The 10,794-nt window shown below is 72.4% G+C and carries 14 protein-coding genes, 1 tRNA gene and 1 pseudogene; 3 read left to right on the plus strand and 13 right to left on the minus strand.

Going from position 1 to position 10,794, the window contains the following annotated elements:
* On the plus strand, nucleotides 1-496 hold a 496-nt coding region (locus tag CNO22_RS21895), incomplete at its 5' end, for a transposase (RefSeq protein WP_157936980.1).
* A gap of 19 nt (nucleotides 497-515) precedes the next feature.
* Here CNO22_RS21895 and CNO22_RS21900 read toward each other — a convergent pair.
* Genes CNO22_RS21900 through CNO22_RS21910 form a run of 3 tightly spaced genes read right to left on the minus strand, consistent with a single transcriptional unit; the run spans nucleotide 516 to nucleotide 2,466 of the window.
* A complete protein-coding gene (locus CNO22_RS21900) occupies nucleotides 516-884 on the minus strand; it encodes an STAS domain-containing protein (RefSeq protein ID WP_157937063.1) in 369 nt (122 codons plus the stop codon).
* A gap of 5 nt (nucleotides 885-889) precedes the next feature.
* The gene (locus CNO22_RS29800; protein WP_100501368.1) at nucleotides 890-1,675 is read right to left on the minus strand and encodes a methyl-accepting chemotaxis protein; all 786 of its coding nucleotides are present in this window, start codon (nucleotides 1,673-1,675) and stop codon (nucleotides 890-892) included.
* A complete protein-coding gene (locus CNO22_RS21910) occupies nucleotides 1,675-2,466 on the minus strand; it encodes a hypothetical protein (RefSeq protein ID WP_100501358.1) in 792 nt (263 codons plus the stop codon). Before CNO22_RS21910 ends, CNO22_RS29800 begins: the two co-directional genes overlap by 1 nt.
* A 170-nt stretch (nucleotides 2,467-2,636) precedes the next feature.
* Between CNO22_RS21910 and CNO22_RS21915 the strand changes: the two genes are divergently transcribed.
* Nucleotides 2,637-2,882: a hypothetical protein gene (locus CNO22_RS21915; protein ID WP_100501359.1), complete on the plus strand. Its 246-nt coding sequence runs from the start codon at nucleotides 2,637-2,639 to the stop codon at nucleotides 2,880-2,882.
* Nucleotide 2,883: 1 nt separating this feature from the next.
* On the opposite strand, the gene CNO22_RS21920 is transcribed toward CNO22_RS21915, so the two are convergent.
* The 4 genes from CNO22_RS21920 to CNO22_RS21935 form a co-directional block, all read right to left on the minus strand.
* Complete coding sequence (locus tag CNO22_RS21920) at nucleotides 2,884-3,165, minus strand: ubiquitin-like small modifier protein 1 (RefSeq protein ID WP_100501360.1); 282 nt, start codon at nucleotides 3,163-3,165, stop codon at nucleotides 2,884-2,886.
* 2 nt (nucleotides 3,166-3,167) lie between these two features.
* Entirely contained in the window at nucleotides 3,168-4,247 is a 1,080-nt protein-coding gene (locus CNO22_RS21925) for a WD40/YVTN/BNR-like repeat-containing protein (RefSeq protein ID WP_100501361.1), read from the minus strand.
* A 69-nt stretch (nucleotides 4,248-4,316) separates the two neighbouring features.
* Nucleotides 4,317-4,808, minus strand: coding sequence for a hypothetical protein (locus CNO22_RS21930; RefSeq protein WP_232807248.1), 492 nt, complete (start codon nucleotides 4,806-4,808; stop codon nucleotides 4,317-4,319).
* Between the two features lie 27 nt (nucleotides 4,809-4,835).
* On the minus strand, nucleotides 4,836-6,011 hold the full coding sequence (locus CNO22_RS21935) for a L,D-transpeptidase (RefSeq protein ID WP_100501363.1): 1,176 nt from the start codon (nucleotides 6,009-6,011) through the stop codon (nucleotides 4,836-4,838).
* Nucleotides 6,012-6,188: 177 nt separating this feature from the next.
* Between CNO22_RS21935 and CNO22_RS21940 the strand changes: the two genes are divergently transcribed.
* Nucleotides 6,189-6,261: transfer RNA gene (locus CNO22_RS21940), tRNA-Lys, on the plus strand.
* 517 nt (nucleotides 6,262-6,778) lie between these two features.
* On the opposite strand, the gene CNO22_RS21945 is transcribed toward CNO22_RS21940, so the two are convergent.
* From CNO22_RS21945 to CNO22_RS29355, 6 genes and pseudogenes are all read right to left on the minus strand, one after another.
* Entirely contained in the window at nucleotides 6,779-7,186 is a 408-nt protein-coding gene (locus CNO22_RS21945; protein ID WP_157937064.1) for a type II toxin-antitoxin system VapC family toxin, read from the minus strand.
* On the minus strand, nucleotides 7,183-7,482 hold the full coding sequence (locus CNO22_RS21950) for a hypothetical protein (RefSeq protein WP_157937065.1): 300 nt from the start codon (nucleotides 7,480-7,482) through the stop codon (nucleotides 7,183-7,185). The genes CNO22_RS21945 and CNO22_RS21950 overlap by 4 nt, the downstream gene beginning before the upstream one ends.
* Before the next feature lie 799 nt (nucleotides 7,483-8,281).
* On the minus strand, nucleotides 8,282-9,058 hold the full coding sequence (locus tag CNO22_RS21955; RefSeq protein ID WP_198588508.1) for an aldo/keto reductase: 777 nt from the start codon (nucleotides 9,056-9,058) through the stop codon (nucleotides 8,282-8,284).
* Between the two features lie 22 nt (nucleotides 9,059-9,080).
* A pseudogene (locus tag CNO22_RS30200) lies at nucleotides 9,081-9,386 on the minus strand (DegT/DnrJ/EryC1/StrS family aminotransferase); the annotation flags it as partial.
* 4 nt (nucleotides 9,387-9,390) lie between these two features.
* Nucleotides 9,391-10,587 carry a Gfo/Idh/MocA family protein gene (locus tag CNO22_RS21965; protein WP_100501366.1) on the minus strand — a complete coding sequence of 399 codons (1,197 nt, stop codon included), beginning with the start codon at nucleotides 10,585-10,587 and terminating at the stop codon, nucleotides 9,391-9,393.
* The coding region (locus CNO22_RS29355) for a hypothetical protein (RefSeq protein WP_232807249.1) at nucleotides 10,584-10,794 on the minus strand (211 nt) is incomplete at its 5' end. The genes CNO22_RS29355 and CNO22_RS21965, both read right to left, overlap by 4 nt.

Here is a 10,794-nt window from a genome sequence, read left to right on the forward strand (position 1 = left end):
CGGCGCGTCGACGGTCGGCAAGGGCTCGCGCGGCTATGACGCCGGCAAGAAGGTCAACGGCCGCAAGCGGCATCTGGTGGTCGACACCCTGGGGCTGCTCATCGTCGTGCTGGTGACCGCGGCCAGCGTGCAAGACCGCGACGGCGGCATCCGGGTGCTGGACCGGGCCAAGATGGCCATGCCCTCCCTGGTGCTGGTCTGGGCCGATGCCGCCTACAGCCGCCGCACCCAGGACTTCGCCTCGAAGGCGCTGCGCATCCTGGTGCAGGTGGTGGCCAAGCTGGTCGGCCAGCAGGGCTTCGTGCCGCTGCCGCGCCGCTGGGTGGTCGAGCGCACGCACGCCTGGATCACCGGCCATCGCCGGATGAGCCGGGACTACGAACGGCTGCCCGCCCACTCCGAAGCGATGATCAAGTGGGCCATGATCGGGCTGATGGCCCGCCGCCTTGCACCGGCTCCCGGCCGCCGTCCCTGGCAGCCAGCACGAGCTTCCTGAACCCTTTCTCGACACGTTGTCAGTTCGGGCAGACCTGGCCGGAAGCGACCGCGTGCTCGCTGCCGCCGAGCTGCAGCGCGGCACGCCGGACGGTGGCAGAGGCCCCCAGGAGGACCAGCTGCCGGTGGTGCCGGCCGGCCCGGCGATAGGCGGCGGCGATGGCCCGCAGACCGTGGTGGTCCCCCACGGTCGCCCGGTTGACGTCGATGGTCCACTGCGCACAGGTGGTCACCAGCAGCGCCGAGACGGCGTCGTGGAGCAGGTGCGCGGTCGCGCGGTCGAGCCGCCCCACCAGCTCGACGCGGCCGGTGACGAGATCGAGATGGGCAGAGAGCTCCGGGACGTCGCCGGGCTGCGGCCCGGTCGGGAGGACGGGATGCAGGGCCACCACGATCACCTCGGCGGACGAGCATGGCCGCCGGCAGCGAGCAGGGAGAACCGGCGCCCGCAGCACTGCGGGAGATGGCCGCGTCTTCGACCTGTCCCGACGCTAGCCTGCCCTACGCCCATCAGCCACCGGGCGCGGCCGATGACCGGCGCAACGGCGCTCACCGCGGGCTGGTCCCACGGCGGGCGGAGCGGGCAGTACCAGGAGATCGCTGACCTCCAGCGCGCCCTCGACGTCGCCGGAACACGGGCCGCGCGGTCAGCGCTCGCCGGCGACGATCCGCTGCAGGTCGGCGGCCATGGAGGCGGCCTCGTGCGAGGCGCCGGCGATCGCTCCTGCGCCTGGGCGGTGGCCGCGCTCTGCTCCTCGACCGCGGCCGCGATCGTGCTCTGCGCGTCCACGACGCCGCGGATGATGTACTGGACGCTGCCCAGCGCGGTCCCGGCGGTGTCCACCTCGTGCCGCACGGCGTCCACGACGGTGCGGATCCGCTGGGTCGCCTGGGCGGTCTCCAGCGCGAGGTCCTTGACCTCCCCGGCGACGACGGCGAAGCCCTTGCCCGCCTCGCCGGCGCGGGCCGACTCGATGGTGGCGTTGAGCGCGAGCAGGTTGGTCTGGTCGGCGATCGCCGAGATGCTGCCGGCGATCTGGTCGATCTCGGCCATGGTCCCGGCCAGCCGGTCGACGGTCTCCGCGCCGGTGCGCGACTGCGCGCTCGCCTCGTGGGCGGTGGTGCTCGCACCGCTGGCCGCGGCGGCGATCTCGGCGATCGCCGAGCGCAGCCCCTCCATCACCTCGGTGGCCGTGGCGACGTTGCCGTCCAGCCGGCGTCCGGCGTCCGGCGTCCACCAGGCCGGAGATGCGCTCGCCGAGCCGGACGGCACGCTCCTCCCCGCTCCTGGGCCTGCCGGGCGGCCTCGTCGGCGGCCCGCGCCCGCTCCTCGGCGAGCTCGAGCTCCGCACGCGCCTGCGCGACCTGCTGCTCCTCGGCCATCCGCTGCTGCGCGCGCCGATCGCGGTCCAGTCGCTCGGCGAACTTCCAGCCGTAGGCGAGGAACGTCGCCTCGATGAGCACGAAGACGGCGTGCAGCGCGACGAAGGCCAGCGGGTCGTCGTGCGCGTGCGGGGAGAAGACCGACTCGGGGACCCAGATGCCCGCCGCCGCGTGGTGGACGGCGACGAAGCCGACGGCCACCAGGAACGGCGTCCACATCTGGTACAGCGCGACCAGCGGCAGCAGCGCGTAGAACCAGATGTGCAGGTCGGTGAGGCCGCCGCCCACGTGCACCAGGACGTCGGCACCGATCATCAGGCCCAGGCCCACCGCGCTCGCACGGGCCACCTGGCCGCGCAGGACGACGCCGAGCACCACCAGGACGGCGATCACGGCGAGCTGGCCCCACAGCAGCCACCCGCCCACACCGCGGACCAGGCCGATGAGCGTCAGCGCGGGCACGTGGGCGACGAGCACGGCCGTGGTCACGCGGTGGTGGGCGGCGAAGCTGCGGGCGTCGAGCTGGGCACCCCGGGGGACGGCCGCCCAGAAGCCGCCCCGGCCGTCGTCGGGATGCGCGGCACTCAACTGAGTGGTGTCACGACGCCTCTTCGGCTGCCGGTCCGGAGGTGTTGAGTCGGGACCCGTGCGGATCCCGCGCCGCACCCCTGTGGCGGCAGCGACGGCTGTGACGGGTGCACCGGACACGCGCTCCCCCGGTGCTGGCCCGGCCCGGCCCCACTGGTGACCCTGGGGGCATGACTCTCGCCTACTCCTACGGGACCGCTCACGCCGTCGTGATGGTCGGCTCGGTAGGCAGCGCGGAGGGCCTCGTCCCCCGGCAGATCGGTCCGGCCCACGCGACGATCGGCCGGGTGACCGGCCGCAGCCGCAAGGCGCTGTGCGGCGCCTACGTCGCGGTGGACGAGCAGGCCGTGTGGCCGCCGGAGGACCACGACAGCTCGCAGCTGTGCGCGGAGTGCGCCACGCTCGCCGTCCTCTGACTCACCCGCCGGCCACCGACGGCAGCACCTGGACGACCGCGCCGTCGGGCACCGGCGTGTCCAGTCCACCGGCGAACCGGACGTCGTCGCCGTCCACGTAGACGTTGATGAAGCGCCGCACCGCGCCGGACTCGTCCCGGATCCGGCGGCCCAGCGCCGGGTGGACGGCGGCCAGTGTGTCGAGCAGGTCGGCGAGCGTGCCGCCGCCCGGCTCGACCTCGAGGTGCTTGGCCCCGCCGGCCAGGTCGGCCAGGACGCCGGGCAGCACCACCTGGACAGCCATGGTCAGATCCGGGCGGCGCGGACGACGAGCACGTCGGGCAGGTGGTCGGCGACCAGGGTGAAGGTGTCCCCCTCGTCGGCGCTGGCGTAGACGCAGCCGTCCCGGGTGCCGACGTAGAGCCCGGTCGGGACGCCCTCGTCGGCGCAGAACCCGTCCCGCATGACCGCCGCCCAGAACCGGTCCGGCAGGCCCGCCCCCAGTTCCGCCCAGGTCTCCCCGGCGTCCCGGGTGCGGTGCACGCGCAGCCGGCCGCCCGGCGGCACGCGCTGCATGTCCGCCACCAGCGGCACCACCCAGGCGGTGCCGGGGGTGGACGGCGAGGCGACGACCGGGAAGCCGAAGTCGGCGGGCAGGCCCGCGGCGATCGACGTCCAGGACCGCCCCGCGTCGTCGGAGCGGAAGACGCCGAAGTGGTTCTGCGCGTACATCCGGTCCGGACCGGCCGCGTCGACGGCGACCTTGTGCACGCACTGGCCGTACTCCGGCGCGGGCTCGGGCAGGAAGACGGCGCTGATGCCGGAGTTGCGCGGCGCCCACGCCCCGCCGCCGTCCTCGCTGACGTAGACCCCGCCGGTGCTCATCGCGACGGTCACCCGGTCCGACGCGGGGTCGGGCAGCACGGTGTGCACCGCTCCTCCCCCGCCGCCGGGTTGCCAGGTGGGCCGGTGCGGGTGGTCCCACAGGCCGCGGACGAGGTCGAAGCTGCAGCCGCCGTCGGTGCTGCGCCACAGCGAGTGCGGCTCGCAGCCGGCCCACACGACACCGCGCCGGTCGGCGCCGTCGGGCCGCAGCTGCCAGACGCGGGCGAGCGCCGCGCCGGTGTCCTCCGGGAACCGGATGGCGCCGGTGTCGGTCTCCTGCCAGCTCGCGCCGAGGTCGTCGGACCACATCACCGTCGGGCCCCAGTGGCCGTACTGGATGCCGGCGAGCACCCGCGGGGTCGGACCGCGGGTGTCGATCGAGACCGCCGCGACCTCCTGGGCGAGCAGGTGTGGCTCGCCCAGCGTCCAGGTGCGGCGGTCGTCGTCACTGCGGGCCAGCCACAGGCCCTTGCGCGTGCCGATGGCGAGCAGGTCGGTCATGGCGCCCCTCCGGGATCGACGGGGCGTCGGTCGGCCCCTCGGAGGTCAGACCGTCCGAGGGGCCGGAACTCAGCGGCGGGTGGCGCCGCCGGCGGACTGGTCGGGGCCGGCCGCGTCGGTCGCGTGCCCCTCGGTGGCCCGGCCGTCGGCGTGCCGGCCGTCGGCGTGCCGGCCGTGCTGGTCGGACAGGCCCGGAGCCAGCTTCTCCGCCTTGGCGCGCAGCTGCTCCGCCGCCGACGCGTGCTCCTGCGCCGTCGCCGTCCGCTGCTCGGCCTCCTGCTCGGCCAGCCGGGTGCGCTCCTCGACCTCGGCCCGCTCCCGCCGGGCCCGGGCGGCCTGCTCCTCGGCGGCCGCCCGCTCCTTCTCGGCCTGCGCCCCGCGCAGCTGCGCCTCGCGCAGGTGGTCGCGCGCCTGCTCCCGCTTGCGGGCGCCGTTGATGCGGTTGCGCTTGGCCAGGGCCAGGGCGAGCGCTGCCAGCAGCGCCACCACGACCACGACGATCAGCACGATCACCCAGGTGTCCACAGCACTCTCCTCGCGCTCGGGGAACGCGGTGATCATTCCCCGGGCGTGGCGCGGGGAAACCGGTCAGCTGAGGGCGCTGCCGGCCGTCCACTCCTCCCGCGGGATGGTCCAGTCGTAGACGTCCGAGCGCAGCGTGCCGGCGTCGGAGCCGCGGATCTCCACGACGTCACCGGGCTGCGAGAACTGGAAGAACCAGCGGGCATTCTCGGTGGAGAGGTTGATGCAGCCGTGGGAGACGTTCTCCCGGCCCTGCTGGGCCACCGACCACGGCGCGGCGTGCACGAACTCGCCGCTGTCGGAGATGCGGACGGCGTACTCGACCGGCGTGCGGTAGCCGTCGGGGCTGTCGACCGGGACGCCGTAGGTGCTGGAGTCCATGATCCGGTGGCGGTTCATCTCGGTGACCACGTGCGCGCCGTTGTAGCTCGGGTTGTCCGGGCTGCCGGCGCTCATCGGGAAGGTCTGCACGAGCTGGTCGCCGTCGTAGACCTCCATCTGGTGGGTGGCGGCGTCGGCGATCGAGACGTGCCGCTCGCCGATGGAGAAGGAGACCGTGCGGTCGGTCTCGCCCCAGACGCCGTTGCCGAGGTCGACGCCGTAGAGGTCGGCGTCGAGGGTGACGTCGGTGTGGGCCGGCCAGTACTGCGACGGGCGGAAGTGCACCTCGGTGTCGCTGAACCAGTGCCAGACGCCGTCGGTCGGGGTCGAGCTGGTCACCACCAGGTTGCGCTCGACGGCGGCCTTGTCGGTGACCGGCTCGTCGAAGTAGACGCGGATCGGCATGCCGACGCCGACGGTCTGCCGGTCCAGCGGGCCGATGGACGGCGTCAGCTGCGTCTGCGGGGTGACCGTGGTGAAGGTGGCCGCGGCCTCGGCGGGCTCCGCGGCCTCCCCCTCGGCGGTGGCGGTCAGCGTGTAGGTGGTGCCGTAGGCCAGCGGGGTCTGCGGCGTCCAGACGTCGACGGCCGGGTCCTCCGGCGAGTCGGCCACCGCGCCGGGCACCTCGGCCCCGGCGCCGTCGACGACGCTCACGTCGGCCAGCTCGCCGTCCGTGACGGAGATCTCCACCGGCCCCCTGGGCGAGACGTCGGTCGTCCCGTCGGCCGGGGAGACCTCGACCGCGACCGGGGGCGGCGCGGCGGTGATCGGCGCGGCCGCCGTCCCGCCGTCCCCGCTGCCCTGGCAGCCGGCCAGCACGGCCAGTGCCGTGGCCGTGACCAGCGCCGACGTCCTCCGCATCGCGATCCCCTCCGCGTCCCGGGCCGTCGTCCCCCGGAACGACAGCTTGCACCGACCAACCAGTGTCCACGTCGGAGCCGGGACGGAGACGTCCGTTGCGCAGCACGACCACCCCGTCGGCGGGGTCCGGGGCGCTGGTATCGTTCTCCCCCGTCGCCCGGTGCAGCCGGACGACACGCGCCATTAGCTCAATTGGCAGAGCAGCTGACTCTTAATCAGCGGGTTCGGGGTTCGAGTCCCTGATGGCGCACCTCCCCCACTTCCATCTCCCCTCTGACTTGCGACTACAGGCTCGATGGGTACGCCACCTGGCAAGGACCGTTGCGCCAGGCCATGGAAAACCCATGGAAAACGCCGCCCACTCAGCAGCGCACCCACGAGACCCTGCGGACGCGCAACCCGTGAGGACCCGCGCTCTTGCAACCGCTTCGCGAGCTGGACGGTCGCCACTCTCTGCCGCTCCCCGCCCGCATCAGGGTGCCGGCCGCATTGGTCGCCGGAAGGGCGCTTCGCGTCCCTGCGGGATGGGCCTTCGGCCCACCCTTCCCCCGACCTGCTGCAGCCGGCGTTGCAGCGGTTGTGGAGAGCAGCCGAGGGGTCTGGGGCGAGCACACGACCATCGAGATTTCAACGCCTCGTGGGCGTGACGCCCACCCGACGAGGGCGCCGCTCGACAAGCAATCGGGGACGCCCATCGGCCCAGATGCCCTCGCCGGTGCCACCGCAGGCGTGCGCCGAGTGGGCCACCTCAGGCTGACCCGGCGGAGCTACCAGATCGTCTCGACCAAGTCGAGCTCGGTCATCTTCCGGTCGCGGGTGATCAGAGGGAGTTCCAGCGCCATCGCGGTTGCGCCGATGAAGCGGTCCCACGGATCGCCGAGCGCGTCGCGAGGGATCCGCTGGAACGCGGCTGCGACCTCCAGGGTCACCGGCGCGGCCTCCAGTGGAGAGCTGGGGTCGTGGAGTAGTCCGACGAACTCGCCCAGCTGGTCGTCGGTGAACGTCTGGCGCGTGCGGATGACGTACCAGAGATCGACCACCGAGGCGACAGAGACGACGACGCCGTCGGTTGCCGCTGCCTCCTCGAGGGCGTCGAGCGCCGCGGACGAGAGTCGTCGGTCCGGGTCGTCGAGCAGGTACCAGATCAGCGCGTGAGTGTCGGCTACGGCCCTCACCGGCGCGGCAGGTCCCAGGCGCCGCCGTCACCGTAGCGCTCAGCCGACTCCCGGGCGACGGCGGAGCTTGCTGCCTCGAAGTCCTCCCAGCTCGGCGCTGAACCGGAAGCGTTCGCGAGAGCTCCGCGGAGGGAGCGCCGGCGCGCCGTCGACGCCGCGGGCGTCACAGGCACGACGCTGAGGTGCGTCCCCGGCTTGACTCCCCAGCGAGCCAGCTGCGCTGCGTCGACGACACCCGAGCCGTCAGCGCGGACGATGAGGTCCAGCGCCTCGAGATGCTGTTCGGCCGACGACATGATCACAGGCTAGCGCTGCAGGCCCTCATGCAGTCATCACCAGTGACGGCTGCTCCAGGGCACGGGAGGAGGACTGGAGATCTGCGGCAGGTTGTGGGGTGAGCGAGCGGACGCCCTCACCGGTGTCGCCGTCGCCCCACCAGACGCGGTGCTCCCATCGTTCGGCCAGGTCGTGCTCTGCTCCAAGGCGCCGACGCCGGCGAGCCTCGGGGCTCACACCTTGCCGGCGCATCACAGTCGGCCCGAAGACCTGCCAACCTCGGGGACAGGGCCTTGCACGGCTGCGTCGGCCACGAGCCGGCCGCGCGCTCCCTTCTGCCGCGCTGATACCCGTCTCCAGTGATCCTCCAGCCCGCCGGGCAAGTCTCAGACCGCCACCGACCGCGTGAACGCGGTGGGTCCAACGGCGGCCGCCTGGCACCGGCACACCAACGGACAGACCCTGCATGTCACCGACGGGATCTGCTGGACCCGGTCCCGCGGCGGGGGACGTGACGGTCGTCCGTTCCGGCGGCGCCGTGCGGTGCCCGCCCGGTGAGTAGCACTGGCACGGCGCCGCCCCCGACCACATCATGACCCACCCGGCCATCTGGGACGGCCTCGGCGAGGGCCAGGACCGCCTGAGGATCGAGCACGTCACCGAGGCGGAGCACGGCCAGCAACCCGCCTGACCGCACACTGCCGGCGGCCTCCGGGCGATTGCCCGGCGGACGGGACGAGGGCAGTGCGGGATGAATCGGTCTGGGGCGCCGCCCCTCGTACCCGTCTCCGTCGTTCCACCGCAGCTGCATGCCGTCCGTCAGCGGCGGCGTGCCGCGGGAGTGAGCTCGTGGGCGCCGTAGCTGTTGTCGTCGGGGTTCACGGTGACCCCCGGGGCGACGAGCTCGTCGATGCGGTCGAGGACCTCGGTCGGCAGGTTAATCTCCGCCGCCGGGAGGTAGGACTCCAGTTGCTCCATCGTCCGCGGGCCGACGATCGCCGACGTGACACCCGGGTGGTTGAGGACGAACGCGATCGCCATCTCGACGAGCGTCGTGCCCGACTGCTCGGCGAGCTGGGCGAGCTCCTCGACGACGTCCAGCTTGCGCGGGTTGGCGGGGCTGCTCATGTCGAACCTCGCGCTGGGCCGGGCGCTCGATGTCGGAGCGGAGGCGGCGTCCTTCCGCCACCGGCCCGACAGCCAGCCGCCGGCCAGCGGGCTGTAGGTGAGGGTGCCCATGCCGTACCGCTGCGCGGTGGGCAGGACGTCCTCCTCGATACCGCGCACGAGGATCGAGTACGGGGGCTGCTCTGTGACGAACCGCTCCAGGTGCCGCTCCCGGGAGGCCCACTGCGCCTCCACGATCTGCGAGCCGGAGTAGGAGTAGGAGGACGACCCGATGTAGTGGACCTTGCCTTGGCGGACGAGGTCGGTCAGCGCCCCGAGGGTCTCCTCGATGTCGGTGTCGGGGCTGGGTCGGTGCACCTGGTACAGGTCGATGTGGTCCGTGCGGAGCCGCCGCAGCGAGTCCTCGACCTCGCGGATGATCCACAGGCGTGAGCCCCCGCGGTGATTCGGCTCCTCGCTTATCGGCATGAAGAACTTTTCGGGGGCGGGCGCCCACGGTGCACACGGCCTCCACCGTGGCCACGAAGGTGTTGGCGGGAACGATAATCTCGTCACCGGGCCCGATCTCCAGCGCAGCGAGAATCAGCTCGAGCGCGTCGGTCCCGTTCGCGACCCCGACACAGTGTCCGCTCGCGCAGTACTCGGCGAACCGCGTCTCGAAGGCCTCCACCTCCGGACCGCCGATGAACCGGCCGTGGGCGAGGACGTCTCTCCAGGAGCGGTCCAGCTCCTCGCGGACGCGCTCGGTGATCCCCTGGACGTCGAGGAACGGGATCGTCGCCGTGGTGGTCGGCATCCGGTCACCGCGAGAGGGAAATTCGGTGATCGTTGACCGCCTGGGAGGCGTGGACGGGAGGCGCGCCGGGCGGGTCCGTGGACACGTCCGCTCCCGCGACCACCTCCTCGTCGGCGACGTCCGCGAGCCGGTCCGTCGCGGCCAGCACGCGGACCACCTCCAACCCCCGTTCGCCCGGGGTGGCCGGCCGGGCGCCCGTCCGGATGCACTCGACGAAGTGCTGGTCCTGGAGCAGGAGCGGTTCCTGGAAGGGGATGTACGGGGAGACGATGTCGCCGGTGCGGTAGGTCACCGGTAGGGCGTGCGCTTCGGTCGGGTTGTCGATGTCCTGCACGTCGACGCCGATGTCGTAGATGCGGATCCGCTCGTTGTCGGACATGTCGTCGTACACGGCCATCTTCTTCTCGCCGACCACGGTGACCTGCCGGACCTTGTTCGGGGTCAGCCAGCTCACGTGGACGTAGGCCCGCGTCTGCGAGCGTGGGAAGTCGAAGCGAAGGTAAGCCACGTCGGCCTGCTGTCGGCTGATGTGGCTGTGCGCCCAAACCGTCGCGCGGGACGGCATTTCGTCGAGGACGTAGGACACGATCGAGATGTCGTGGGGAGCGAGGTCCCAGATCACATTCACATCGCTTTGGTACCGGCCCAGGCTCAGCCGTGCCGTGTCCACGTACAGGATCCGCCCGAGAGCTCCTGACCGGACGAGCTCCCGGAGTTTCCATACGGCGGCGTTGTACTCGAAGGTGTGGCCGACCATCAGCTGGACCCCGCGTCGCGCTGCCGTCTCAACGAGCAGCTCAGCGTCCTCGACCGAGGTGGCGAGGGGCTTCTCCACGAGCACATGCCGGCCGGCCTCCAGGGCGCGTATCGCGATGGGCGCGTGGGTGCCGGGCGGTGTGGCGACGACGACGGCGTCCACCTCGTCGATGACGTCGTCCAGCGTTGTGGCCAACCTCGCCGACGGGTAGTGCGCGGCCGCCTCGGCGAGGCGGGAAGCCTGGCCGTCAACGATGGTGACGTCGACCGCCGGCGTACTGCTGAGGACCCGGACATGTTTCGAGCCCCAGTAGCCGTAGCCGACGACGGCGATGCGGTCGCGAGTCGACCGGGCGGCGTCCGGCAACTGAACTACGTGGTTCGACGTAAAAGCGGTAATTCTCGGCTCGGTGGGGGTGGAGGAGGAGTGCACTGCTTGCCTCATCTAATTGGTCCCTTGAGATCTGATTGGTCCTGGAGCATGGGCGCGCTCGTCGCAGCGCGGGGCGGCCACGCGGGGGGCGGCTCCTGTCGGCTGGGTGCGTAGAGCCCAGCCCAGGTGGGCCAGATCTCCTCGATGGAGAAGTCGAAGGCGATCGTCATGCCCTGGTAGACCCGGTCGGACGGCTCCACCCCGTACAGCGCCGGCACG

Origin of the sequence: Geodermatophilus chilensis (assembly GCF_002802985.1) — a bacterium.
Classification (GTDB): domain Bacteria; phylum Actinomycetota; class Actinomycetes; order Mycobacteriales; family Geodermatophilaceae; genus Geodermatophilus; species Geodermatophilus chilensis.